This window comes from Salinirubrum litoreum, assembly GCF_020567425.1.
Lineage (GTDB): Archaea > Halobacteriota > Halobacteria > Halobacteriales > Haloferacaceae > Salinirubrum > Salinirubrum litoreum.
Map to the genome: position 1 here is coordinate 1 of NZ_JAJCVJ010000002.1, position 25071 is coordinate 25071.

The 25071-nt window shown below is 58.3% G+C and carries 32 protein-coding genes and 1 pseudogene; 18 read left to right on the forward strand and 15 right to left on the reverse strand.

From position 1 onward, the window contains the following. Nucleotides 1–366 (reverse strand): IS200/IS605 family transposase (tnpA, locus tag LI337_RS08620; RefSeq protein ID WP_227229441.1); only part of this gene is annotated, 366 nt, incomplete at its 3' end. Nucleotides 367–490: 124 nt separating this feature from the next. Here tnpA (LI337_RS08620) and LI337_RS08625 point away from each other — a divergent pair. From LI337_RS08625 to LI337_RS08645, 5 genes are all read left to right on the forward strand, one after another. Continuing rightward, nucleotides 491–1843 (forward strand): ATP-binding protein, encoded by a 1353-nt coding sequence (locus tag LI337_RS08625; RefSeq protein WP_227229442.1) that lies wholly within the window; start codon nt 491–493, stop codon nt 1841–1843. A gap of 174 nt (nt 1844–2017) precedes the next feature. Beyond that, nucleotides 2018–2218: a hypothetical protein gene (locus tag LI337_RS08630; protein ID WP_227229443.1), complete on the forward strand. Its 201-nt coding sequence runs from the start codon at nt 2018–2020 to the stop codon at nt 2216–2218. A 593-nt stretch (nt 2219–2811) separates the two neighbouring features. Then, nucleotides 2812–3138: a hypothetical protein gene (locus LI337_RS08635; RefSeq protein ID WP_227229444.1), complete on the forward strand. Its 327-nt coding sequence runs from the start codon at nt 2812–2814 to the stop codon at nt 3136–3138. An 81-nt stretch (nt 3139–3219) separates the two neighbouring features. Further along, nucleotides 3220–4584, forward strand: a complete 1365-nt coding sequence (locus tag LI337_RS08640; protein ID WP_227229445.1) for a PD-(D/E)XK nuclease family protein — start codon at nt 3220–3222, stop codon at nt 4582–4584. A gap of 305 nt (nt 4585–4889) precedes the next feature. Then, on the forward strand, nt 4890–5276 hold the full coding sequence (locus LI337_RS08645) for a DUF6166 domain-containing protein (protein WP_227229446.1): 387 nt from the start codon (nt 4890–4892) through the stop codon (nt 5274–5276). 115 nt (nt 5277–5391) lie between these two features. Here LI337_RS08645 and LI337_RS08650 read toward each other — a convergent pair whose 3' ends face one another. Next, nucleotides 5392–6750, reverse strand: coding sequence for a cytochrome P450 (locus LI337_RS08650; RefSeq protein ID WP_227229447.1), 1359 nt, complete (start codon nt 6748–6750; stop codon nt 5392–5394). 281 nt (nt 6751–7031) lie between these two features. Here LI337_RS08650 and LI337_RS08655 point away from each other — a divergent pair, with 281 nt between their 5' ends. The 4 genes from LI337_RS08655 to LI337_RS08670 all read left to right on the forward strand — a co-directional run bounded on the left by LI337_RS08655 (nt 7032) and on the right by LI337_RS08670 (nt 9908). Next, nucleotides 7032–7442 (forward strand): hypothetical protein, encoded by a 411-nt coding sequence (locus LI337_RS08655; protein ID WP_227229448.1) that lies wholly within the window; start codon nt 7032–7034, stop codon nt 7440–7442. Beyond that, nucleotides 7442–7771 (forward strand): hypothetical protein, encoded by a 330-nt coding sequence (locus tag LI337_RS08660; protein WP_227229449.1) that lies wholly within the window; start codon nt 7442–7444, stop codon nt 7769–7771. Before LI337_RS08655 ends, LI337_RS08660 begins: the two co-directional genes overlap by 1 nt. A 47-nt stretch (nt 7772–7818) precedes the next feature. After that, the gene (locus LI337_RS08665; protein ID WP_227229450.1) at nt 7819–8742 is read left to right on the forward strand and encodes a phage NrS-1 polymerase family protein; all 924 of its coding nucleotides are present in this window, start codon (nt 7819–7821) and stop codon (nt 8740–8742) included. 152 nt (nt 8743–8894) lie between these two features. Then, nucleotides 8895–9908 (forward strand): DUF2332 domain-containing protein, encoded by a 1014-nt coding sequence (locus LI337_RS08670; RefSeq protein ID WP_227229451.1) that lies wholly within the window; start codon nt 8895–8897, stop codon nt 9906–9908. Nucleotides 9909–9966: 58 nt separating this feature from the next. Here LI337_RS08670 and LI337_RS08675 read toward each other — a convergent pair whose 3' ends face one another. Next, a complete protein-coding gene (locus tag LI337_RS08675) occupies nt 9967–10635 on the reverse strand; it encodes a potassium channel family protein (RefSeq protein WP_264475014.1) in 669 nt (222 codons plus the stop codon). Between the two features lie 288 nt (nt 10636–10923). Between LI337_RS08675 and LI337_RS08680 the strand changes: the two genes are divergently transcribed. Together LI337_RS08680 and LI337_RS08685 are read left to right on the forward strand one after the other, a co-directional pair. Continuing rightward, nucleotides 10924–11184 (forward strand): antitoxin VapB family protein, encoded by a 261-nt coding sequence (locus LI337_RS08680; protein WP_227229453.1) that lies wholly within the window; start codon nt 10924–10926, stop codon nt 11182–11184. Beyond that, on the forward strand, nt 11181–11567 hold the full coding sequence (locus LI337_RS08685) for a PIN domain-containing protein (RefSeq protein ID WP_227229454.1): 387 nt from the start codon (nt 11181–11183) through the stop codon (nt 11565–11567). Before LI337_RS08680 ends, LI337_RS08685 begins: the two co-directional genes overlap by 4 nt. A gap of 47 nt (nt 11568–11614) precedes the next feature. On the opposite strand, the gene LI337_RS08690 is transcribed toward LI337_RS08685, so the two are convergent. Together LI337_RS08690 and tnpA (LI337_RS08695) are read right to left on the reverse strand one after the other, a co-directional pair. Next, a complete protein-coding gene (locus tag LI337_RS08690; RefSeq protein ID WP_227229455.1) occupies nt 11615–12889 on the reverse strand; it encodes an RNA-guided endonuclease InsQ/TnpB family protein in 1275 nt (424 codons plus the stop codon). Beyond that, on the reverse strand, nt 12886–13266 hold the full coding sequence (gene tnpA, locus LI337_RS08695; RefSeq protein ID WP_227229456.1) for an IS200/IS605 family transposase: 381 nt from the start codon (nt 13264–13266) through the stop codon (nt 12886–12888). The genes LI337_RS08690 and tnpA (LI337_RS08695) overlap by 4 nt, the downstream gene beginning before the upstream one ends. A 115-nt stretch (nt 13267–13381) precedes the next feature. Here tnpA (LI337_RS08695) and LI337_RS08700 point away from each other — a divergent pair, with 115 nt between their 5' ends. The 4 genes from LI337_RS08700 to LI337_RS08715 all read left to right on the forward strand — a co-directional run bounded on the left by LI337_RS08700 (nt 13382) and on the right by LI337_RS08715 (nt 15970). Then, the gene (locus tag LI337_RS08700; protein ID WP_227229457.1) at nt 13382–13609 is read left to right on the forward strand and encodes a hypothetical protein; all 228 of its coding nucleotides are present in this window, start codon (nt 13382–13384) and stop codon (nt 13607–13609) included. Nucleotides 13610–13798: 189 nt separating this feature from the next. Continuing rightward, nucleotides 13799–14728, forward strand: a complete 930-nt coding sequence (locus tag LI337_RS08705; RefSeq protein WP_227229458.1) for a DUF7351 domain-containing protein — start codon at nt 13799–13801, stop codon at nt 14726–14728. Between the two features lie 149 nt (nt 14729–14877). Next, a complete protein-coding gene (locus LI337_RS08710; protein WP_227229459.1) occupies nt 14878–15090 on the forward strand; it encodes a hypothetical protein in 213 nt (70 codons plus the stop codon). 181 nt (nt 15091–15271) lie between these two features. Further along, nucleotides 15272–15970, forward strand: a complete 699-nt coding sequence (locus tag LI337_RS08715) for a hypothetical protein (protein WP_227229460.1) — start codon at nt 15272–15274, stop codon at nt 15968–15970. A 116-nt stretch (nt 15971–16086) separates the two neighbouring features. Here the strand turns inward: LI337_RS08715 and LI337_RS08720 are convergent, their stop codons facing one another. Then, the gene (locus tag LI337_RS08720) at nt 16087–16899 is read right to left on the reverse strand and encodes a DUF6036 family nucleotidyltransferase (protein ID WP_227229461.1); all 813 of its coding nucleotides are present in this window, start codon (nt 16897–16899) and stop codon (nt 16087–16089) included. Then, nucleotides 16896–17819, reverse strand: coding sequence for a winged helix-turn-helix domain-containing protein (locus LI337_RS08725; protein ID WP_227229462.1), 924 nt, complete (start codon nt 17817–17819; stop codon nt 16896–16898). Before LI337_RS08725 ends, LI337_RS08720 begins: the two co-directional genes overlap by 4 nt. Before the next feature lie 480 nt (nt 17820–18299). Here LI337_RS08725 and LI337_RS08730 point away from each other — a divergent pair, with 480 nt between their 5' ends. Both LI337_RS08730 and LI337_RS20160 read left to right on the forward strand, forming a co-directional pair. Further along, nucleotides 18300–18584, forward strand: coding sequence for a ribbon-helix-helix domain-containing protein (locus LI337_RS08730; protein WP_227229463.1), 285 nt, complete (start codon nt 18300–18302; stop codon nt 18582–18584). Nucleotides 18585–18599: 15 nt separating this feature from the next. Then, nucleotides 18600–18860, forward strand: a pseudogene (locus tag LI337_RS20160) (type II toxin-antitoxin system RelE family toxin); the annotation flags it as partial. Nucleotides 18861–18920: 60 nt separating this feature from the next. Here the strand turns inward: LI337_RS20160 and LI337_RS08735 are convergent. From LI337_RS08735 to LI337_RS08745, 3 genes are all read right to left on the reverse strand, one after another. Next, on the reverse strand, nt 18921–19076 hold the full coding sequence (locus LI337_RS08735) for a hypothetical protein (RefSeq protein ID WP_227229464.1): 156 nt from the start codon (nt 19074–19076) through the stop codon (nt 18921–18923). Between the two features lie 72 nt (nt 19077–19148). After that, a complete protein-coding gene (locus tag LI337_RS08740) occupies nt 19149–19637 on the reverse strand; it encodes an ester cyclase (protein ID WP_227229465.1) in 489 nt (162 codons plus the stop codon). Nucleotides 19638–19658: 21 nt separating this feature from the next. Further along, entirely contained in the window at nt 19659–20111 is a 453-nt protein-coding gene (locus LI337_RS08745) for an ester cyclase (RefSeq protein WP_227229466.1), read from the reverse strand. A gap of 329 nt (nt 20112–20440) precedes the next feature. On the opposite strand from LI337_RS08745, the gene LI337_RS08750 reads away from it, so the two are divergent. Next, nucleotides 20441–21493, forward strand: coding sequence for an HNH endonuclease (locus tag LI337_RS08750; protein WP_227229467.1), 1053 nt, complete (start codon nt 20441–20443; stop codon nt 21491–21493). A gap of 197 nt (nt 21494–21690) precedes the next feature. Here LI337_RS08750 and LI337_RS08755 read toward each other — a convergent pair whose 3' ends face one another. From LI337_RS08755 to LI337_RS08770, 5 genes are all read right to left on the reverse strand, one after another. Continuing rightward, complete coding sequence (locus LI337_RS08755) at nt 21691–22203, reverse strand: PIN domain-containing protein (RefSeq protein WP_227229468.1); 513 nt, start codon at nt 22201–22203, stop codon at nt 21691–21693. Next, nucleotides 22204–22506 carry a hypothetical protein gene (locus tag LI337_RS08760; RefSeq protein ID WP_227229469.1) on the reverse strand — a complete coding sequence of 101 codons (303 nt, stop codon included), beginning with the start codon at nt 22504–22506 and terminating at the stop codon, nt 22204–22206. 143 nt (nt 22507–22649) lie between these two features. After that, nucleotides 22650–23795: a Fic family protein gene (locus tag LI337_RS08765; protein ID WP_227229470.1), complete on the reverse strand. Its 1146-nt coding sequence runs from the start codon at nt 23793–23795 to the stop codon at nt 22650–22652. A 251-nt stretch (nt 23796–24046) separates the two neighbouring features. Further along, a complete protein-coding gene (locus tag LI337_RS20085; RefSeq protein ID WP_303645248.1) occupies nt 24047–24490 on the reverse strand; it encodes a toxin-antitoxin system TumE family protein in 444 nt (147 codons plus the stop codon). Then, the gene (locus tag LI337_RS08770) at nt 24491–25018 is read right to left on the reverse strand and encodes a helix-turn-helix domain-containing protein (protein WP_227229471.1); all 528 of its coding nucleotides are present in this window, start codon (nt 25016–25018) and stop codon (nt 24491–24493) included. Between the last annotated feature and the right edge of the window lie 53 nt (nt 25019–25071).

Genomic DNA, 25071 nt, shown 5'->3' on the forward strand with positions numbered 1-25071 from the left:
CTGGATGTACTTCTCAACAGTCTCGCTCGAAACGTGGCCTGCTGTGCCTGCGTAGTAGCCGCGTGCCCACTTAATTTTCTCGCCGTCGTGGTCGGCGTAGCGGTGATTGTACTTCCGCGAACTGATGCCTTTGAACCAGTTGGCGAGAAGCGACGGAGCGTGCTTCGGTGGACTACTGACGAACAGGTGGATGTGGTCGGGTTGAACGGTGAGATTGATAATCTCCAACCCTTTCTCGTCGGCTATTTCGTGGAGGATGTCTCGTACACGGGTTGCAACGTCACTGACGAGTACCGATTGGCGGTACTTCGGTATCCACACTATGTGGTAGTTGAGGTTGTACGTTGCGTGCCGTGTGGTCTTCATTCGTGCTACACACTATGTCTCTACGGTGTGTTAAGACTATTGTACACGGTGGGAAATCTAGCCGTGCCATCATCGGTGGAGATGTACGCTATTGTCCGCTTGACCCGCGCCTAAAGACACGGGTATGCGCTCGCATCATGTATCAGACGATGCCGAACTCGCGGTGATATACGGTCGACGACGGCTCGGTAAGACAGCCCTCGTCAAGCAGTCCCTCAATCAGTACGATGACGCGGTCGTTTATCAGGCGAAGCAAAAAACGAGTGCTCTCCAACTCCAGCAGTTCGTCGACGCGGCCGCAGACTCGTATCCGGGCGTGACTCGGATACGGGAAGACTGGGAAGAGATTCTCGGATATCTCGCTGAGCAGGACGCGATCATCGTTCTCGACGAGTTCCCGTACCTCGTCGAACAGGATGGGAGTCTTCCCTCCGTGTTACAGGCGATGTTCGACCACGAGCTTGAGGAGTCGGCTGCGACGTTCGTGCTTGTGGGGTCGTCGATCAGCATGATGGAAGAAGCGGCGCTCCTCGGTAACAGTCCCCTGTACGGCCGATCCTCGCTCAAACTCGACATCAGACAACTCCCCTTCGAGGCCGCAATGGAGTTCTTCGACGGCGCATACACGCCCGACGAGCAAGTCCTCACGTGGGGCGTCTTTGGCGGCGTTCCGTACTACCTCGAAGAAGTCTCACCGGAGGCGACGCTTGGAGAGAACATCCAGCAGACGATACTCTCCCGCCACGGGACTCTCCACAACGAACCGGATTACGTGCTCCGGATGGAACTGACAGAACCGACACGGTATTTCTCTATCATAGAGGCCATCGCCAGCGGAAGCACCAGCCGGAACGAGATCGCAGGGACGACGGGCATCGACTACAATCAGCTCTCGAAGTACCTGAATCGACTCTCCCGACTCAGGCTCGTCGATCAGCACGTCCCGGTTACCGAGCAGAAAGAACGGAGCAAACGCAGCAGGTATCGGATTCGGGACCCGTTCTTCCGCTTCTGGTTCCACTTCGTCTACGGGACCGGCGAACAGTACGACGAACTCGGAGCAGATGGGTACGATGTGCTGATCCAACCAGAGTTGGCTGACTTCGTGAGCCACTCGTTCGAGGAACTCTGCTGTTCGGCACTCCGGTCACTGTATCCGGAGTACACCATCACACAGACTGGGCAATGGTGGTACGGTGAACACGAGGTCGATGTCGTGGGACTCACTGCGGGAGACACCCTGATCGTTGGTGAGTGTAAATTCCAGCAGGCGCCACTGGGGTATGACGCACTCTCTAAGCTAGAGCGGCACGTCGAGGAACTGCGTTGGACACCTGATGACGGGGGCAGTCGAGTCGAAACGTACGCCCTGTTCTCACGGAGTGGATTCAAACAGTCCGTCGTGGAAGCAGCTTCGGAGCGGGAACGTCTTCGGCTCTTTACAGTCGACGACGTGGTTACTGCATTAGGTATATAACGAGTACAAACACGTATTCCCGGCACGTCCTCGAGGAGAAGGGCGTTCAAGGTAGACTGTCCAGTACTCGATCGTCTCACAAACGTCGGGTCAGGACCGCCTGCAAGAACTAGTTTCAGTTTCGCTCAGGGTCTGGCTCACGGCTTTTAGCAGGTCATCCTATTTGATAGTACGATGGCGACGAGGACTCCAACGAGAATCGAGCGACACCGCTACCGCTGTCCGCACGGCCACGCGAACTGGGAGCCGCGAGACGGCGGCTTCTACTGCGTCACCTGTCTCACGCGCTGGGGGCGTGACCCGTACTTCCGAGAACTGGAAGACGACCAGACTGGAGAGACGGTCAACCCGGAGGCGCTCGATGGGATCGAGTGAGTTCGTCTGGTTGCCACCACTGGACGAGCCGATCGAGTGTGGCTGTGGGCAGGTATTCTACGACACGAAACAGTGGCGTGACCATCGACGGCGTCACTACGACTGGAGTGACGAGGACCCTCCGGAGAGTCCGTCAATACGGGTTCGACGATACCGGGAACACGGCTTCTGGTGACGGCCACCAGTTGTTCTAACATGTAACGCAGGCCTACTGGAGAGATCGAAGCGCCTCTCCAGCCCTCCGTGGTTCCGACGACCGCTGTTTTTCTTCCCCTCAGGGGTGCGGGGGAACCCCCGTGAAATCATGTCGACGACGACACCACACCAACGACGACCGATAGATGCAGTCCGGGCCACCGGACTTAATCCGACCGACCCACGCACCGACCGAGCACTGACCGAACGGATGAGCATCCGTGTTTGCGGCCGATTCGCTCACGAAGTGTACTCAGAGAGTGGAAACAACTACTTCGTGCACCTCGGTGCCGAGGCGTGCACGTGTCCAGACTGGCGGAAACACCACCCGGAGGGCGGGTGTAAACACCTGCGACGGGTGCGACTCGAACAAGCGCGGCACGAACTGGAGGCTGTCGATGAGTGAGCCCTCGGAAGACGCTGACGCCGCAACGCGCTCGGACGAGATCGTGATTCAGCGGCAGGCGAGGTTCGGACAGACAGGTGAACTGGTGGTTTCAGATAACCCCGTCGAGACCTCACTCGTGGACTTCGGGGCTGCAGTCGATCATCGAGAGCGAACGTCATGCCTCGATCGAACCGAAGCAGACACCTTCGGTCGCGACGACCGGCCAGCGGTGCGCCGACAACGCGAGGCCGAACAGTTCCCGCTGTTCGCAGACGTGGAGGCAGATCAGCAGACGCTCAGTGGAGAGGCTGCGGCGTTCAGAAGCCTGTTCGAGTAGGAGAATTTGTCAGCCGTCTCTGTGGTAACTCAGACGGCCCGAAAAAATATTATGTAGCTCCACTCTGAGTCTCAGAGAACGGTGTCGAGAAACCGAGACATACGGCAGGAATTCGAACGGTTCGCCCAGCGATATTCAACGCTGGAAACGGTCCCGGAGACGCCACGAACACTGCTGGACGTGATCGAACACTCGCTGGGAACCCAAGAGAAGGCTGAGGTGTATGCAACCCGCTTGCTACGCTATTTTCTCGATCCTAGTGAGTCCCACGGGCTTGACGACATCCTCCTTCGGCAGTTCATCGAGCTGTTTCCCGAGGAGTCTGCATTCCAAGAAGATCGAACCGACCTGTCCGATGTAACGGTCGAGACGGAAGTCAAAGTAAACGGGGCAGCCAAACTCGGAGGAACAAGAGAATCCGACCGAACAGGATACGTAGACCTCGTCGTCTCGCTCCCTGCGGAATGGTTCCTCATGGTCGAGGTCAAGTTCTACGCTGGAGAGAACAATCTGACTGGTGATAGGAGGCCACAGACAGAGTTCTACCAGGCGGCGACACACGTCGACGGCGTCGACAAGGACAACTACGAATCGGGGGAGTATTACCTCTATCTTCATCCGAACGACACGGCGCAGGCAACCGCAGATGGCTTCGAGAGCATGGCATGGAGTACGGTCACCAGCGAAATCATCGCCCCGGTTTTAGCAGATCATTCTCCACGGTTGCCCCAACGGACAGTCAACCAGCTTCACGAATTCACAGACGATATTGAGGACCTCACAGGCATGAGCGAGGAATCCGCAAACAGACAGGAGAAGATAGAACTGTATATCGACCACTACGACGCGATTAGCGACGTCCAGTCAACCTTCGAGGGCAGGTGGGAAGAGTTCACCAACGAGTGGGGAGATCTGTTGGCAGAAACCTGCTCGGATTCTATCCGTAATGAGTGGATATTCCGAGACGGCACTGACGACTGGGCCTTCCTGTTCAAGCACGACTGGTGGCGTGACGCGGAGACTCTCGAACCACTCGGGAGAACAGAGACAAATAACAACACTCTGCGTGTGGGCTTTCTCCATCGGTTAGAACATAACCGTGATCTGGCCGTCGGTGATCGTGAGTTGAAGTTCTACTTCCGAAACACGCCGCCGAATCGACATACGACGAGTGGAGATACGAACTTCAGAGACGAATTCGTGGCAAACTTCGAGGCACGCACTGACAGTATTGGTGACGAACTCCCCGAGGCAGCTTACCTGACGGGTAACATGCACAACGTCATCGAAGCAACCTACGATATCCCGGTTGCTGAGTACGACGATTACTTCGAGGCGTACCTCAGCGCGCTCAATACTGCATTCAACGAACACGTCATCGAGAACCCACAACTGGTCGCAGAACTCGAAGATGCCTACTCGGAGACGCTCGAGAACTTTCGGTGATGGCTCACAACGGCGGACTACGCCGCACTACCTAACCTGCGGGAGAGTCATTCGGCCACGTTGGAACTCGTAGGTCTCCATCGGGACGATAGTTGAGGTTCTCCGGGATTCTCTCGAGCAACGGGGTACTCAGTGTCTATTCGGCTATATCGAGGAGGTAACTCACCGTGTCAACAGCCACCGCTCTGGCTCTATCGAACGCTGAAAAGGACGCTCGGAGGGTTGACACACCCTCAGGACTGGCGACATACTCCACGACCGCTGTTTATCGAACCCCTCACGGGTGCGGGGTATCCCGCACGACCATGTACGACGAGAACCCGACTCACCGACCACCACTGACTGGCTACCGCGGCCGGTACGCACAGCGTCACGCAATCGTCGAACGACTCCCCGACCGCACGCGACTCTCCCCAGCACGGAGTCGTACCCTCCAGACTCACTCGCGAGCGTTCGAGTGGGGGTACGCCGGTTCGGGCCCCTCACAGCTCGCCCTGGCGATCCTCCTCGATTACACTCGTGATGAACGACTTGCACTCGATCACTACCGGGCGTTCACCCGCGACGTGATTACAAATCTCGAGGGCTCGTGGGAACTCTCTACTGACGACATCGATCGCGAACTCACCACACTCGGGACGCGTGCGTCGGACCAGCAAGCCAGCCCTGTCGAGGAACGACTCGACGGCTGAGCTCTTAGGCACCTCCCGACGACGAGGCTATACAGTCCTCTCTATGACAGACGGAATCGTCGCGTCGTTCCTCGCATGTCGTCCAGATGAAGTCGACGAGCGAACACCGAATCAGCTACTGCCGGTGGACAGTCGCAGTGATGTCCGATTCGGGGCGGAGTTGGAGTGACGGCGTGAATTTGAGAGGTTCATCGACCGTGACGTCCAACTCGACCTCGCCGAGGATCGTCGCCACCACGAGTGTCAGTTCCTGCCGGGCGAAGTGGATCCCGATGCAGTTCCGTGGGCCCCCACTGAACGGGAAGTAGGCGTACTCCGGACGGACGGCTGGATCCTCCCACCGGGTCGGATCGAACGCCGTCGGCTCTGACCAGAATCGATCATCACGGTGGACCGGCCACTGTGGACACAAGAACTGTGCCCCCGCAGAGAGGTCGTAGCCGTCGAGCGTCACCGGCTCCGTTGCTTGCCGCGTGATGCCGAGTGTGGGCGGATACAGCCGGAGTGTCTCTGAGACGGCGTTCTGGGTCTGTTCGAGCGTAATATACGACTCGCCGGTCGGTCGATCACCATCGACGACGGCGACATATTCCTCCTGGAGTGCGTTCTGTACGTCGGGATGCTCGTCAAGCAGCCGCCAGACGTGGGTGAGTGCAACTGACGGGGAATCGTGTCCCGCGAGCAACATCGCCACCACGTTGTGACGGACTTCCTCGGAACTGAGATCACCCGCATCGCGTGCGTCGAGCAGGACCGAACAGAGATCATCACCGCGTTCTCTGTCTTTCCGATCAGCGATGAGGTCGTCGACGTACGCGTCGAGGTCGCTCACGGCCCGCTCGAATCGCCGGTCGGTCGGCGTCGGGATCCAGTCCGGGAGCAATTGCCCAGGCCTGCGGAAGTTCGCCCGGTCGACGAGGGCATCCGCAGCGTTCATGACGACATCCTCCTGACCGCGGATATCGACATCGAGCAGCGTGTCGGCGAGTATGCGGACTGTCAGGAGTCGCATCTCTCTGTAGAGATCGATGCGCTCGCCGTCGTCCCACTGCTCGATGTACGTCGCTGCCGTGTCCACAATCCGGTCGGCGTAGCGATCCATCGCACCGCGGGAGAACGCCGGGCGCAACGTACTGCGCAGTCGTTCCCAGCGGTCGCCAGTCGTGGTGGTCACCGCGTGATCCTCGATGCCGCGGAACGTCTCGCGCTGTGCCGGACTGATCGTGAACCGCTCGTGCTCAGCGACGAGGATCTGCTCGATCAACTCGGGGCCCGTGACGAGATACATCGTCTGCCCTGGAATCTCGAGTCGAACGATATCGCCGAGTGACGACCACCTCTTGATCGCATCGATGGGATTCCGGGCGAATGCCAGTCCGTTGCCGAGTATCGGGATTCCGTCCGGGGACGGCGGGACGGCGGTCGTGTCGCCGGCGGATGGAGACCTGGTCATAGGTGGTCGATCGAACGCCAATAGTGGTGCTACGACAGCAAAACACATAATCGCTTGCCGAAGAGCCAGCTTCGGGCCAGACACCTACCGGACGGTAGAGCACCGAGCGAATGCCTCTCTGTGTGATCGTGCGGTCACACTGACGCCTTCACAGCCGATCTACCCGTCAACGATTCGGAGAGGCGCTCAAACACACCGTCCGGTGGCGATGACTCAGTGACCCTCCTCGGGGTCACCTCCGTGTGACGTAGTGCTTTTTTATTGCGCCTTACGGGTGCGGCGCATTCGCGTCGTGTGATCGAATGACAGAAAAGACACCACCGAACCAGCACCGACTGACGATCCAACTCGACATCGCCGACTTGCCCGCAGGAGAGACACCCGAACAGTACGTTGACGGCCTCACGTCAGAACTTCGCGAGGCACTCCAGGACGCTGGCAGAACCGTGCCCCGTGCCTCCGGGTGGGTCGGCCCTTTCTACGCCAGCCTCCCTGCTGACTGCCCGGACTGTGGAACTCTCCTCGAGATCGACCGACCACACCTCGACGAACAGAACGGCGCACTTGCACACGCCACCTGTCCCGACGACGATTGTGGCTGGTCGGGCGACGCAGAGTACTGCCTGATCGACCTCTCCGAGTTCGACGACAAGGGACGGGCTCACTCACTCGTGCGTGCCGGTCGACTGACCCCGACTTTCGAGGAGTACTGATGGCCCGCACACCACAGACAGACGGAGACCAGATCGAACTCGCTGCCGAACGACTCGCCGGGCGGACGTTGTGTGTTCGCCACCTCTGGGTGCCCGTACAACTCCGGACACACCGGGGTAGAATACAGGTCGCGATCATCCTCGCACTCCTCGCTGACGAGGACTGCCGAACACTGGTCGTAACCGATCACGGCTCGTGGCTCACCGACTTCCTTCGCCCACTCGGCTTCCGCGTCGTCGCAGGTCCCGACGACCGCGGCGTCCTCGTTCACGAACGACGACTCGACGATCCTGGAGACCACAGACCGGACGATCTGATGTCGAACTGATGACCACAGGCGACAGGCTCAAGCACGCTACCGGTGACAGAGCGCCAATGCGGCCGAACGCACTCCCCGTCTCACTCAGACAGTACGATCAGTGGGTCTGCTGGACGACACAGGAGCGAAGCGGGAAGGCGACGAAAGTCCCCCTCGACCCGACGAGCGTCTCCGGTGGGTATGCCTCCACGGCCGATCCAGCGACGTGGGGGAGCTTCGATTCGGCACTCCAGCGTGCGACCGCTCCGGACGTCGACGGCATCGGCTTCGTGTTCACCAGCGACGACCCCTTCGTCGGTGTTGATCTCGACGACTGCAGAGACGAGGACGGCCTCTCGGACGACGCAGTGGAGATCGTCACCAGACTGCACTCTTACACGGAGGTCTCTCCTTCGGGGAGTGGCCTGCACGTCCTCGTTCGGGGATCACTTCCAGAGGGACCGCGACGGAAGGGAGGCGTCGAAGCGTACGACGAGGCACGCTACTTCACGATGACTGGTGAGCGACTCGCTGGAACGCCCACAGAGGTCAACGCACGCTCTGGGCCGCTTCGGCGCGTCCACGAGCGCTACCTCGCAGACGAGTCGACGACTCACGAAACGTTCGCCAACTCCGAGATCGCAACGGGCCGTGTCGGACTGAACGTCGATCTACAAGAGGCCACAGCACTCGACGACGAGACGCTCCTCGAGAAGGCCCACGCTGCCGAGAACGGCGAGAAATTCGCTCGGCTCTGGCGTGGAGACACCGGGGGATACGGGAGTAACTCGGAGGCGGACATGGCGCTGTGTTGCCTGCTCGCCTTCTGGACTGGCCGTGACCCACAGCGTGTCGACGACCTGTTTCGTCGGTCCGGCTTGCTCCGCACGAAGTGGGACGAGGTCCACTACGCCGATGGCTCGACGTATGGCGAGAAGACGGTCGAACGTGCCTGTCGACGGACCGACGAGGCGTACCGGGCGTCAGATCAGTCTGCCTGAGCAGCGATTTATCGACTTCGAGCGAGAGCAAGGGCGGCTCTGTTCTGTGTGAAAATCCGCGACTGAACACTCTCGGATGCAGAGACGATGCTCTCGTGAGTACTCGAGAGGAGTGAATTACAGTTATCCGACATGCGTGAGTAAACGTGGATATGGACCTCCCCGTTGCCTTTCGGACGCTGGCAGACTGGGCCAGTGATAGCTCCCCACTATACGAGACCCTTTGTCGTGGTATTGCAGAGGACCCGACTCTACTTGATCTCGCAGAGGAAGTGCCGGCAGATAGATGGGCGCCTCACGTCACGTTGAGCGCAGTCCATTATTTACTGCTAAACGGTGCCGACCATCCCCTCGCACGGTTCTATCCAAGCCTCACCGAGTCCCCGGAAGATCCAACCGAGGCGTATCCCCATTTCCACGACTTCTGTGTGGCCCACACAGACGACTTGATCCCGTTGTTGCGACACCGTCGGACGCAGACGAACGCCGTCGGCCGCTGTGCGGGCCTCTACCCGGCGTTCTGCTATATCGACCAACAAACACCCGGGTCGCTCGCACTTCTCGAACTTGGCGCAAGTGCAGGGCTGAATCTGAACTGGGACCGCTATGCCTACGAATACGACTCCAAACGGTTCGGAGCGAGTGATGCAACCGTGACCGTTCACAGCTCTGTCCGAGCCGGATCGCCGCCGCTTCAACAGACTCCACCAGCTGTGAACGCGCGTCTCGGTGTCGATCTCAATCCGCTCGACCCGACTGACGCAACTGACGCCGCGTGGTTGCGAGCGTTAGTCTGGCCGGAGCATACCGAGCGACTCGACGTCCTCGATACCGCAATCGAACACAGTCATGGGAATCCGCCGCAGGTCGTCGGTGACGACGCTGTCGAGACACTCGTGAAACACGCAGATTCACTGCCTAGAGATGGCCCACTCGTAGTGTATCACACGGCGCTCCTCTACCAGTTATCACAAGAGCAGCGAACCACCCTCCACCGAGCGCTCACGACCATTGGTGAAACCCGCCCAGTGTGGTGGCTGTCTGGCGATGGTGAGACCGAGGATCCGGGCACGTTCGGTCTCGAAGTCACACGGTTTCCCGATGGCGACACAGTTCGACTTGGCCGGTATGAACAACACGGCCGCTGGATCGACTGGTGTCAGTAAGTACGCCCGTCGTCGCGCCCACTGGTGAGACTATTCGTCGACACAAGAACGACGTCCATCACCCCCGAAGTAGCCGGACTACCTCGTCAGTCACAGACGACCTGACGGCCAGCACGTACTGTGCCCCCGGTTCGAACACCGTCTCCGGACCGGGGAACTCCCCGCCCTCCCTGTCGGCGACGACGAGTGCGCCATGTGGAAGGTTCACTGTCTCGAGCGACTTGCCAGCGACGGGCGCGTCCCTGGAGATCTCGATTTCGACGAGTTCCAACTCAGAGTTCACCTCCTCGATCGTTCGTACCCCACCGTCACTTACCGAGATCACCTCGTTCGCAGCCGAGTGTGCTGCCAGTTCTTCGGGGAACACGACGGCGTCGACCATCTCCTCGTACTCCTCGTCGTCGCCGTGGTCGATCCGTGCGACCGTTCGAACGTCGGGAGCGATTCGTTGGGCCGTCATACAGATGCCGAGGTTCGTCATCGCGCCGTAGTCGGTGAGCGCGGCACACACGTCGCTCCCGGCCACGTCCGCTTGTCGAAGGACACTCGGCCGACCGCCGTCGCCGTGGATGATCGTCGCGATGTACTGGTCTGAGAGAAACTCTACCCGGTCCTCGTCTTTCTCGATGATCACGATATCGTGGCCCCGGTTGGAGAGCCGTTCTGCGGTATGGTACCCGACGTGACCGCCGCCGACGATGACGATTCTGAGGTCTTTCGATGGCATAATCTCGGAGGTTTCTCGACAAGCTCCCTGAAGTTTGGGGTGAACGTGTTTCCACACCCCTTCGTGATGACGTGTGAGTTCGGGGCAGCCTCGACCCTCTGGACGACTCCATCACGTGTGACTGAATTCTCTCGTCGGCCACGTAGCAGGTGGAACGGTATCAACACCGCGTACAGGCCGGCGTTTACCCCACTCGCGACGAAGATAGCTCCCCCGACACCTGCGATGACAGATAGCGTGAACGTCTGAGTAAAGTTGATGTGTACACAAACCCATACACAAACCAAGATGGCATCCAAGAACATCGGGATCAAAGAGGACGTCTACGAGCGTCTCAAAGCGCACAAACGAGGTGATGAGAGCTTCAGTGAGACACTCGATCGCCTGCTCCACGAATTCGACTCGGACTGGCGGGCCAACGTGGGATTCCTCACTGACGACGAAGCTGCCGCTCTCGAGACGGCGGTCGCTCAGGGTCTCGACGATACTGACGATTCCCTCGTCGATCTCGGTGAGGAAATCGACGAGCGATTGCAGGAGGAGTCGTGAAACTCGTCGACGCGTCGTTTCTCATCGACTACGCCCGTGGCGACGAGGCGGCAATTTCGTATCTGGCCGCTCACGACGACGCGCAGATCGGCGCGTCGACGATCGTCCTCTCGGAACTCTACCGTGGATTGCTGATCACCCAAGATATGACGCGGGAGGCGGCCCTGTCGAAGTACGAGTGGGTCGAACCAGTTCCCTTCACCAACGACGCCGCAGCCGAGGCAGCCGACATCTACGCCGAACTCCGCTCCAGCGGTGAGATGATCAACAAGAGCGACATCTACATCGCAGGCACTGCCCGGAATCTCGGTGTCCCGCTCGTCGTCGCAGACACCGATTTCGATGCAGTGAGCGACTTGGATATCGAGACGTACCAGCCTTGACATCCTCCCCGCGCTAAAACGCGAGGATTCCTCCGTTGGGGGTTCGGCTACCGAGTCACGGAAGCAACTTGCGGGTTCGTGCGCACTTCTTTGGGACTTTCATGAGGGTGTGGTTTCCCCGACCAATCGTGGTCGTCCCACTCGAATCGCACGGGCCGTGCCATCGGCCTGATTTCGCAATCGCTGTTTTCCCGAAGGAACGTCTCTGACGCCGTGAGGTCGGCGTGGCCCTTGAACCCACACGGACAGGTCAGCGTATCCTCGTGGCGAACCGTCTCCTCGTGCTCGCCACACTCGGGGCATGTTTGACTCGTCCATGCTTCCGACTCGGCTTCGAGGCTGATGCCGTACTCCTCACAGACGCACGCGAGGCGGTGGATGAACTTTTTGAACGCCCAGAAGTTGTGCGTCTTCTCGTTCACCCTGACCGACCAGTGCGTTTCCAGCACGTCGGTCAGGTCGCCCACGTACACCGTCGCCACGCCCTCGTCGTATAGTCGTTCAACGAGGTCGCGCACCAGCGCGTTCTGTGCGTGGTCACGACACTTCGTCCGCTGTCGGTACAGCCGTCGAATCCGATTCGAGGAGTAACGCCCCTCTCGGAGTTTTGACTGTAGGCGGGCGATCTCGTCGGTCGTCTCGCGGAACCGTCCGAACAACTCCCGTCCGTGGTAGAGGTACTGGTTTCCAGTGGTCGTGGAACAGGCGACGAGGTTGTTCGCGCCAACGTCGAGGGCGGCTTCGTGAGAAGCCAGTGGTGAATCCAGTCGAGAATCAGGGACGGTGACTGGTTGAAAAGCCCTGAACGTGTCGCTCACCTCGTCGTACTCAAGTTCCAGACGACCCTGTTTGCCGTCCCACTTCGGGTTGCCTCGGACTTCGAGGCGGAGTCGTTCGTGGTAGCCGAGTCCGTATTCGTCTTTCAGTTCTTGCCCGACAGGGATTTCGAGACGGCTACGCTTGCCCCACTCAATCGTGTACTGGTTGCATCGGATGTAGGTACGGAGTTCGCGTCCGTCGTCCTCGTTGCCCCAGTACGACGGTGGGTTTGCGTACTCGCCTTTCTCCTTGAGGGCGAAGAACGACCGCCACGCTTCGCTGTTCTTGCGCGTGACCTGTTGGACAGTCGCGCTTCCGACGACACCGTTGTACTGTCCACGGTATTCGGAGGTGTCCCATAAGTCGCCGTCACCGAAGTAGTTCTGACGACGTTCGTAGGTTAGTTCGTTCCACAGAGAGGCGGAGGCGTCGAGTAGCCGTAGGAGGCACTCCTTGTCGTTCTCAGTCTGTGGCGCGACCTCGAAGGTGTTGACGCGCTTCATGCGTCGTCATCCTCCTGTTCAGCGATGTAGCGTTCGACAGCGCCTTTCGAGGCACTACCCGCCGTACCGACGTAGTATGAACGAGTCCACTTCACGCGGTCGTCGTAGCGGTTGTTGTACTTCCGCGCCGAGATGCCCTTGAGCCAGTTGACGATGAGGGACGGGGCGTTCTTCGGTGGACTCCCGATGAACAGGTGTACGTGGTCGGGCATGACCTCGGACTCGGCCAGTTGGAGGCCTTTGTCCTCACAGATTTCCGTGAAGATGGTTTTGAGACGTTCCTTCGTCTTCCCCGTCAGGTTCGAACGCCGACATTTCGGAACGAACACTATGTGGTAGTAGAGTTCGTATTTCGCGTGACGGGTACTCTTTACCATCTATGTATACTATCACGGCCAGACGCGTTAAAGATTGCGTTGGAACCCGTCTATGCCATCGTCGGCGGTTGGATACTGTTGGTCGGCTTCATCCCCGCCCTGAAGGGCGGGGCTTTTGCCTCGAATTTTCCGTAAGACCCACCACGCCGCGTTCGACCGGAACCTGTTCACCATCGACTCCGAGTACCGGGTTCAGGTCGATCCAGCATTCGAGACACAGAGTGACCTCCTCCAGCGAACACTCGTCGATCGTGACGGCGACCGACTCGCAGACCTCCGTGGGCGTGTCGACGAGGATCGACTGGCAGAGCACAACGCGTCGGTCGCGTGGGTTACCAGCTGACGCCGATACTCTCTCCTGCCTCTGTTGAAATCCTCAGCGACTGAACGTTTGCTGAGGCCGTGCTGAATACAGAGCGCGAATCAGTCACCTCCGGTGGTTGGCACTCGTGAAGAGCGCGGAATAGGACAGGTGGGCTCGTCGATACATTGTGCAGGGTGTTTTTGTTCTGTACACCCCTTGAGACGTGCAATGGCCGATGAAGAGCGCCCCCAGATACTCGATGATATCGGTGACTTCGAATCGATTTCGATGGAGGACGCCATCTCGATTCTCGGCGAACAAACTCGGATGAAGATAATAGTCGAGCTGGGGAAGGCTTGGGACGAGCGCAACCACCAACAACAGAAGCTACGTTTCTCAGAACTGATGGAGGCGGTCGGGGTGACTGACAGCGGACAGTTCAATTACCACCTCGACAAGCTGATCGGGACGTTCGTTGGCAAGTCCGAGGACGGCTACTGGCTTCCAAATCCCGGAATGAGGCTCTACCGGCTGATCGTCTCCGGGACGGTAACAGAACGAGGGGTACGGGAGGATATCGACGTCGACGACTGCCCGTCGTGTGGCGGTACGGTATGGGCAACGTATCGAGACGACAACGCCCTGGCATTCACCTGTAAAGACTGCGCTACGGGATACGCAGTGATTCCAATCTCCCCACGTGGGTTCACGGACCGAACCGACGAGGAGGCTCTCCAGGCCGCCTTTCGAACATTCTACTGTGAGCTACGACTCGCGAGACAGGGCATCTGCCCAGCCTGTGACGGCCATGTGGAGGCCAAGCTTGTCGACGATCTGAACGAACGGCTCGAAGCGCTATCTGCCAGTGGCGTAATCAGCAGCCTCAAATGTAGAATGTGCAATAATTACTACTACTCGGATCTCTCTTCTATTGCCCTGACAACGGACGAAGTACGGCGGTTCCTGATCGATGGTGGCCTCGAGCCACCGCTCGTTCGAGAGTGGCACGACGTAACGGTCGCAGCTGACGAGTCGGTGACTGTCGTCCAAACCGACCCGCTTCGGGTCGAAATCACATTCGCTGTGGACGGCGAGACAATCGACGCTACGTTCGATAGCGATCACCGCGTGGTCAGTTCGACCCGATCCGACGAGTAATTCCGCCTCGGCCCGGACCTGCAGTGTTTTCATCCCGAAACGAACTGTCGCGCATGGGCGCCACATTTTGGGAAGCCAGCTTCTGAAAACCCGCTAACAGAATTGTCGTTCTGAGAGCACTTTTCTGGTCGCCCAGTCGTTCTCTGTGTATGTCCAATACCACTCTGGACGACGACTCGGCTGAAACGGAGGACAAGAACCAATTAGACCCAGTATTCATGGGAGCCGGAATGTTCCTCGGTGCGGCACTCGGATTGGTCGTAGGATTCACACTAGACATGCCTGCTCTCGGGGCCGGTACCGGGATGCTGCTGGGGATGTCGAGCGGCATTGCTCTCGGCTTCTGGAAAACGAACCAGTGAGATGCAACGTCGCGAGGCGTGTCACAACCGACCGTCCCCTCCCAAGTCAGGTTTCGTCACAACAGCCTTGTTGAACTCCCCACTCGGTGAGTGGATTCAGCAATCCTACTGAATATACGGCGTAAGTCAGTCACCCGAGAGACTCGGAATCTACTTCCACCCGTTCGAAGATTAGACACACATGAACGGACTCCCGTTGGTCGTCGGCGGCCTCGGTACTGGGCTCGTCGCCGGTTCCCTCTTTGGGGCACGACACGCACTCGAACCCGATCACGTCGCCGCTGTTTCGACCCTCGTCGAGGACGAGGAGCGTCCGGGAATCACCGGCGCAGCGTGGGGGACTGGCCACTCGCTGCCGATCCTCCTGCTTGGGGGACTGTTCCTCGCGCTGGACGTCCAGATACCGACCAACATCGCAACAGCGTTCGAACTGCTCGTTGTGGTCGTTCTCGTCGGGCTTGGTGTTCGAACACTCGCTGGTCGTGAGGCACTCGGCCTCGCGCTCCTACGACACGTTCATGACGAGCAAGACACCTCTGGCGGACGGAATCACAGGCATCTGGACGTGGCCGGTAGACGCATCGGCCTCCTGCACTCTCATGAAGATGAAGAATCGCTAGCTGTCGGTATCATCCATGGATTGGCCGGAAGCGGTGGCGTCGTCATCGCGCTTGCAGCCGCCTCACAGACGACAGTCGGGGGGACGGCCTTCCTACTCGGATTCTCGCTGGCGAGCATTCTCGCAATGGGGGTTGCTGCGTGGACGTGGGGACAGGCGATTGGGCAGTCACGCAAGCTCCGCCTCGTTGCTGGCGGGGCCAGCGTACTCGTTGGTATCCTGTTGTTCGCCGAGATTGTCGGGCTTACTCCACCATTCTGACGAACGGCAGTTCCACGTACAACCGAGTTAGCTCTTGGCGTGACTAACTCTTCATCTACTGCTTACTCAGAATGTGTCACGCACTTGCTGTAACGACCCACTGTATCCTCTCACGTTCAGATCGTCGTCGAGCGACGTTTGACGCGTCCATCGATTACCGCGACGGCGTCTTTCTCTTCCAGACGTCGCACAATCTCCTGTACGGCCACTACACGCCGGTCGAGTTCCTGTTGCAGGTCAGCCATCGATTTCGGTTCGTCAAGCGCGTGTAGCACTTCGAGCTCCTCGTAGACGCGCTCAGTGATCTCCGCCACGGGGTCGTGCAACGGTGTCGTCACATTGTGTTGTTCGGTGAGGGCAGTCAACGCTTCGTTGACGTACGTCACGAACAGCTCTTGCTCTAAGAGTTCGACCTGCATCTCGAGTTCCGCTTCGACGACGTCGAACTCGAGGCCGGTCTGCATCAACGAGAACATATCCTCGATGTCGTCCACCCGACCGGCAACCGCTTTGAACAGGAAAATGTCTTCTGGACTCACGAGCTCGATCCCGAGATTCCCAGGGCCGAGATAGCGTTCGCTCCGCTCACGGATGCCTGGAGACAGAATCAGTTTGCCGACCACCTGCTGGTTGAAAACGTCGATACGACACCCGTCATCGTTCTCGAGGATGCGCTGGGCACCGAGTTCTTCGTACTCTTCGTCTGGTTCCTGGACGATAGCGTATCCTAGTTCAAGGAGCACCGCCTGTAGCTGACTCAGATCGTCGCCGGAAGAAACGATGAGGTCGATGTCTTTGGTCGTCTCTTTGAGTCCGCGAAACGCCATCGACCCACCGCCAATCAAGAAGACGGTGAGTGGGTTGTCCAGCTGCTGGCCGATGTGCTCGAGTTCTGAGCGAATGTATGCGCTATCAAATCGCGCCCTCATGGCGCCACCTCGTACTCCTCAGCGAGTTCCAGGAAGTCCTCCCACTCGGGAAGTCGAGCCGTCCGCTGGGCACCGCTGGTGTCGAGATACGTGTAGAGGTTGTCGACGACGTCGTCGACGCCGTACTTGGTGGCTTGGACTCGGAGTTCGTCGCGGTCGATGTCGACGTGACTGAGCAGGAGCAGACAGTATGACTGCGTTCGTGCGCCCGAATCGACCACGAGCATGTGGCAGCACAACATCTCCGGCGAGAGTTCGCTCGTCGCCTCTGAATAGAGGTAGTACCGACGGTCACGTGCCAACAGCGGGAGACCGTATCGCTGGAACTGGTCTGGGCCTGTCGGAATGAAGTGTTCGTCAGCGATTTCTATCGTCGTCTGCACAAGGAACTCGCCCAGAGACTCCCACAGAATCGTGTAGGTGTCGGTCTGTGCTTCGACAGTCTGACGGTGGACGTGATGGGCAAGCTCACGAGCGAATACGCTCAGCTGTTCGAAGCCGTCGTTCAGTGCGTACGCCCCGTCGTCAGTTTGGTAGACGATTCCGCGATGCTGAAGCGGGGCTAGCGTACGGTGGACGGTGCTTCGGTGGACGTCAGCGCGACGTGCGAGTTCAGTCGCGGTCCGTGGGGTATCGAGGTAGTAGCACACACGGAGGGCTGCCCCTGACAACAGCTCCGGCCAATCGATGTGTGAATACTGCTGTGTGAGGTTCGTGAGTAACTCGAGTGCCTTCGCGTCCGACAGTCGAATCCGTTTTGTTTTCCCCTGTCGACGTGTCTCGACGAGACCAGCCGTTTCGAGCCGCTCAACGAGTTCTGAGGTGTAGCTGAGACTCCGATTGAGATTCGTTGCAAGGTCAGAGACCGTCTGCTCACCGTGGAGGGCTGTAAGGGCGCGAACCTCACCTTCTGTGAGCATACTGTTGCATACTAGCGAATCAATATATAAATCACTTCGGTATTTTGCAACGCAGAGCGGATCCAGTCGAGGACGTAGGCACAACAGATGAAAGCCCTCGGCCGCTCGGCATCCCGCGACCGCGCGAGACTACGTCTCGCTGGCCCTCGTTCGCTTCGCTCACGAGGACGCCGCTGTGCTCCTCGTGCCTGCGGTGCTTGCGGGGCCGGGGGACGACCGAGACGGCCTCGCCCTTTCTGAGTCCGCTAGGATGGCGGCTGGGTTACTGAGCGTCAAGAGTGGTTGAACGGTGGTTCTCTACGGCCCGCCCCGTTCGCCGCTGCCGCCCTCCGCGTCGCTCGTGACCGACAATTCGTAGAAGGTTCGATCCAATCGACAATTTGACAACAGTTTTTCACAGCCGTGCTGAATACAGAGGGTGAGTGCAGCAGGTAGCAACCAGCCGAAATTGATTCAGTAAGACGCCAGTAACACTAGCGTATGTCTGAAGCAACCACGGGCTCGAACAGTGATGACGAAATTGTCACGGTGAATTTTAAAGTCACACAGGCGTTTCTCAACGAAATAGACAGCACGTGGCAGAGACGTGGGTTCAACAGCCGAAGCGAATTCATCCGCTACACTCTCCGAGACGCGACTGAGTTCCCGACGTTCGACCGGGATGAACTCATTGCTCTCCTCCAAGCAGAGGAGGACATCCGTAAGGGACGGACGATGAGCGCTGACGAAGCCCGCGAGCAGTTCGGAACAGACGGCGATGAGTGAGGGGACTGGACGTGAGAACTCACATCGACGGCACAAGAGGACCTTTCTGCCCGTTCTCCGCCTGACCAAGAGCGGATATTGAACAAGCTCGACGAGATTGTCGACTCGCCGTGACGAGATCCACCGGACTATGGTGAACCACTCCAAAATAGTTCGCACAAAAAGGTACGTATCGGTGAGTTCCGGTTAGCCGTGACTTTCCGTCAATCCGAACAGCGGATGGTTGTCGCTCGAATCAAGCGTCGTGGTGGAGCGTACACTGCCGACGACGATTGAAACTCTTTGCTGCACGAAGCCTCTGACCGACCTGCGCGCTATATCCAGCACACCATGTTGTCAAGCTATGAGTATTTCAACAGAGCTTCGATACCGGATCTCTCTTCTGAGCGACAGTTCAAAGAGGACCGTCTCGGTGACTGGTGTGTGGACGTCGTCTTCACCGTCACACGCGGTAGAACTCACGAGATACTCGGCATTCTCCAAGAGTTTCACCACCAACTGTCCCAGTCCATCTACTGGACTTCCCACGTCCGCGAAAAGGGAAGGTAACCGAGGCGAGACGTTTCACCGCCCACTTTTCACGAGGTTGACGAGCGTCCGGGCTAATCCTCCAAGCGTGAAGTCCTCCGGTGCGATGCCCAGTTGTTGGAGCATCCCGAACTGATCGATGTTCTCCCAGGTTTCGACTGCTCGTCCGGTCTCATCGTATCGAGTGAGGAACGTGCCGGTCACACGCACCGTTCTGTCGGTCGGCTTGAGACCGACGAACTCCCCCGTGTGAGTGCCGGTCATCACCCAGTGACCCGCGACCGCCTCTCCCTCGACGATGACTGGCCCGATCGTGAATTCGGCGTCCGGAAAGCCACTGATCAACTCGCGTTGCATCTCTTTGTACTCGGCATTCGTCAACTCCTTCCCGTCGAAGTGACCGACCCAGTCCGGGGCGTGGTACTCGTTGATGAACGAGAGATTGTGATTTCCATGGACCTCCTCAGCCCAGCGCTGTGGGAACTGTCGACGTGCTTCTACTGTGTCTGTCTGATCTGTTGTCATGGATGCAGCTGTGAACTCCGTTCAGTCATCGTTGGCAGGCACGGCCGCTTCGAGATCTGCAGCCGTCACGCCGAGTTGTTGCATGAAGCCGAACGTATCCGGTTGCATCCACCACTCCGCAATTTTGCCATCAGCTATTCGGAAGAAGGCCATCGTCTGCACCTCGAACTGTCTGCCAGTCGGCTCGATCCCCATGAACTCGCTGTCGTGGACCCCGGACTCTGTCAGTCGCATCGCGACGGTGTCTCCCTCTGCGATGACGCTGTGTATCGTCTCGGTGGAATTTGCGAAGCCCTTGCTCTCGCTTTCGTACAGCTCTCTGATCGCCTCAGGCCCGTGGAGCTCTCCCATCGGGGTGTGTGTCACCACGTTCTCGGCGAATATCTCGTCGATCGCGTCTAGGTCCCCCTGGTCTTCGACTTCCTCTCGAATTCGACGAACGAGACGCTTGTTCTCCTCAGGTGTTGTTGACATAGATATCCAAGTCGAATTCTTCGATCGGTGTGAACAAAATCGCACGTTCGAGTCACGTACCATCGACCGCCGTCTGCTGAGGAGTGCTTGCTGTGTACCTAACGGATGTTCACCCCTTCGCTACTTCGACTCGGACGCACACGAGTCACCTTCACCGTCCCGTCGAGCGATCGCGGACCGTCGGCCTACGGAGTCTCGGTCTCGTCGAGTCGGTCCAGGGAGCTTCACACTCACCGATCGGGGTCACGAGTCGATCGAATGCACGTCCTGTTCTCCAGATAATCTCTGCTGAGCGATAGATCGAAGGGGGCCGCCTCGGTGACAGATGTATGGACGCCGCCTTCCACGTCACGCGTCGGTATCGGGATACCGGGTCGTGGCGTGACGCCGACGATCAGTTTCTGCGGTGGATTCGCGGACCGCTCAGTACTGGAATCAAGAACACCGGCGGGATTCGCCCGCTCTCGTACGAGGACTCAGACGAGACAGCCGCACTCGTTCTCATCTCGAACGACGCCGGCGTGTCTCAACACGATGATCCGTGGGAAGACTCACTGGCTGTCTCGACGGGCGAGATCGACTACTGGGGTGACGCCAAAGCGGGCACACCCTACGACGAGTCACCGCTCAACCAGCGGATTCGCCACGCATTCGAGCAGGCCGCGCGCGGAAACCGTGATCAGGTCCCGCCAACGCTCGTCTTCCGCAAGCCCAAACCGGGTGTCGTCGAATTCTGTGGCCTCTGTGTTCCGCATGGCTTCGAGGTCTCGACGTACCGCGACGAGAACGACCGGAAAATCCCCAACTACCGGTTTCGCTTCACCATCCTGAATACCGACCGTGTTCCCGTCTCGTGGCTTCACCAACGCGCTCAGCGCCAGACGGAGACGGATGCACCTGATGAGTGGTCCGAATGGGTCGAGGAGGGTGTCGTCTCCCGCTGGCCGCTCGGAGACAGGGTCGACGATACGACGGGCTATCGCCGGCGAGGAGAGCGTGATGAGACGGTCATCAGCGGTCAATTCCGCGAGGACACGCTCTCCCGGTACGACCACCGCTGTGCAGTCACGGGAATCGGAGAATCTGCAGTACTGGACGTCGCGCACGTCCTTCCCCGGAGTGAGCATCCCGAACTGGTCGAGGACCCTGCGAACGTCCTCGTGGTGAACGCGCTGCACCACCGGGCGTTCGACGCCGACCTATTCACCATCGCTTCCGATCAGCGCCTCCAGGTGAACCCGCAGTTCGATCCCGGCCATCCGTTCTTACAGGAAACCATCGTCGACCGTGCTGGGAACCAGGTGGAGTTCCCGCAGGCTGTCGAGGTAGACCAAAGTTATCTCGCAGAACGGAATGCCGGGCTAGCGTGGGTGACTGGTTGATCCCGTTTACTCACTTTACGTCGTCACTTTTGCAGAGACGACTTCTACCGTGCGATCTCTTTTCCAATCGCTTCGCATACTCAGTTCGCCCTTCTTTCAGGTAGTGCCGCTCACGTCCCGTGTCCGATGAGAAACTGGACATTGGTAGTTGACAGAGCAGTGTCTGCCTGCAGAAAATGAAGTCTGCAGGCTCGCTCTCAGGACTCCTCAAGTAACGAGCGTGCCCGTTGCACGTAGGAATTACTGTTCCAACTACGGCCGTCGCTGATCGTATCGAGGAGCTGTCGTGCATCGGCTGCTGATAGGTGGTCAGTTCGAACGAGTACCGAGAGTAGCGTCGGTGTCGTGACGAGTCGCGTATCAGCGAGCGATGCGTGAATCAATCCAAGCTGGTTGAACTCATCACAGAGCAGGAACGCGGCATCGAGTTCGTTTGAAAGTGTGACGGCGGCGTTCTCACCATCATCGAGTGGAAAGTCGGCATCAAGCGCCACGGACTCTGTCTCGATCGCGTCGGTCCGATCGAGGACGGTCGTCGCAGCACGACCGTGCGCGTCATCATACGAAGCGATCTCCTGGAGTTCCTCGATGACCGCCTCTGGGACGACGACGTCGTAGTGGGCGAAACAGAGCACGAGTGGGTCGGGACCGTCCTCGCTAGTACTCCCGAGACTGACGAGGGCGGAGGCATCGGCGACTAGCGTCGGCATCTATGCGTCGGCGACCTCATCGATGAAGTCCTCGTCTAACTGCTGTTTCAACACCCGGAGATTCGCCGCCTCCTCGGCACCGACGAGCGCTTTGAGCTGCTCGAAGGTAATCTCCTCGTCGTAGTAGGCGGCCGCGATCTCCTGTGTCAGCGCGTCGTCGTGCGTGGCCTCTTGCAGGTATTCCCGGAGCGCAGTCACGAGAATATTCGTCCGATCTTCGCCGAGTACCTCTGCGAGGGCGTCTGTCCGGTCAATGAGTCGGTGAGGGGCTCGGAACTGGACGCGCTTTTTGTCACTACTCATCATGTGTACATTGTGAGCCAGATCACTTAGCCCTTCTCGTGTGTATACTGTGAGCAACGAAGAGTCAAGCAACAAGTCGCCTCCGAGGCGATTCACCCTGAACTCTATCGATTTGATACAACGTCTCTAGGGTAGATACTTGACTACTCCAGAATATCGAATACGTCGACTGCTTTGTATTCTTTCCCACGTTTTTTGCCAGTCACTTCCTCGATGAGGCCATCCGATTCGAGATCCTCAACGACTTTGTAGGCGGTCCGGCGTGAGACACCGAGATACTCCACGAGATCTGGCGCCGTGAAATACGGGTACTGAAGTAACTGCCGAGCGAATCTATCCGTACTCGTACTGCCAGAGTACTCTTTCTCGTAGCGCGCTTGGAGGACACGGAGTCGATGCGTTCGGTCGTACGACCGCTCAGCTTGACTTCGAAGTCCTTCGAGGAAGAACCTGAACCACTCCTCCCACGCACCGCCGTCACTCACCGCACGCATCCGCTCGACGTACTCGACCTTGTGACGATTGAAGTACGCACTCGGGTAGATGTATGGACTTTCGAGGTAGCCTTTGCTCGTTAAATACAGAATAATGAGTAGGCGACCGAGCCGACCGTTCCCATCAGAAAAGGGGTGCACTGTCTCGAAGAAATAGTGGATAACTGCGGCATCGACGAGCGGGTGATACTGTCCGCCCATCTGAACGTACGACTCGAGTGACTGCATGAGTCCACTGAGTCCTTCCGGACTCGGTGGGACGAACGGACGCTCTCCTGGCTGTGGGCTCGTGAGATGAACCATATGTTCGCGGAACTCCCCAACGACGTCTCCCTCATTTCGGACATCCTCGAGCAGCATTGAATGGAGTTCTTTGAGTAGTGAGAGCGTTATCGGTGCACCGCTCTCTATTTTGCTGAGGCCGTATGTGAGCGCAGTCTCGTAATTAAGTGCCTCTTTCAGGTCTTTCTCGACCTTCGAATCAGTTCCGTCTCCAGGGTGTTTCGTGTGGTAGGCCTCAATGTCTTGATACGCAACGTCTGCACCCTCGATACGTGCTGATTCGACAGCCTCGAGGCGAATGAGAGAGGTGTATAGAACTGCAGAGAAATCAACCGTTGAGCTGATACCGTCAACACGACCGATTTGGTACGCAGCATCGGCTACCAAATCCTGCGTCTCTGTGGAGAGGTCGAGTTTCGGCTCTATCGGGAGAGTTTCGGGTGAGTAGTATGGATTTGGATGATACGGGACGTATTCTCCCGGTGCATTCTCGGGAAGCTCTTCGGTAGGCATTCCTGTGTTTACAGTGTCCTACTCTCTCCAGTAGTATAGTTGTTTATATACTGAATATACGTAAGCAGGGTGTACGCGCTCACTTACGAGAAATCGGCGGCAAATAGTATACTTGCAGCCGATGGGACTGCCTCTCCGTATAGTAGATATATATACGAGTAAATTAGCAGACTGAGTTTCACGGCGGTCGTGTGCTGATAGCGATGATATCGCACATCTGCCGTGAGTGGTTGGACGGCTTTCGCTGATTGCTAGCCCCACAGCGTCTCGATTCGTTGTTCGATTGCCGTGAGGACGGTGGAGTATACCTCGAGCGGGTGGAGTGATTGAAGTCCGAGGTCCGTGATTTCGGTACCCGACGGTGGCGCATGGAAGTGAACTCGGGTACTGTGTGGATTCGGATGCCGATCCCAACGGCATTCCCAGTGTTCACCAGACTCGTGTTCTTCGACGTAGTGGAGCGAAAAATCGCCAGTCGTGAACCATCGAATGTCGAGCCGGGCTATTGTCACCGAGTCCGGGTATCGGCCACCGTCGAGCAGTACAGAGAGTAGTCGTGGTTCGTGCGAATCCGGGTCAAACTCAGTCCCGGCGACGAGTGAGTCTGCTGAAAGGTGTCGCTCCAAGAGGCGTAACGTCTGTCGATCCGGTGGGTTTGTGGAGTATGGTGGCGTATCCTCTGGTGGTTGGCTCATCTAGGCTGGAATCAGATGCCCGTCGTTCTGGGAAAGTTGTCGAGCGAGTTCGTACAGCCTGATGTCTCGAATCACGCCCTGCCACTCACTGACTGCTGTCATCCGCTCGTGAATGGTTTCGTGACTCTCGTGGTCGAACACGTTGACTGCCGTCGGGTCGGTCGTCTCGAACTTCGTTTCGTACGCTGCCCGCTGCGCTTCGAGCGATTCCACGCGGTGGATGATCGCTTCGATCGAGAGTTCCTCTGCGATGCGACTGGCGTCCTGCCATTCGAGATATCCCTCGTTCCGTTCGTACGTCGCCGGACGGCTGTCTCTCTCAGCTCGGACGATGACCATATCTGCTAAGCGATCGAGGTGCTTCTTCGCGGCGTTGGGCGAGCAGTCCGCACGCTCTGCGATGTCGGTATACGCAGTCGGGTCGGTAATTCCGAGAACGACGTCGTATATACGACCGAACGTGTCTGTCCCTGCCTGCCACCGTCGCTCCGTCTCATCAGGCTTCGGAGCTGGATCGAACTCGCTCATACCTCCCCGTACGCGCTATCTCTCAATATATCTTTAGAGAATTCAGATATATG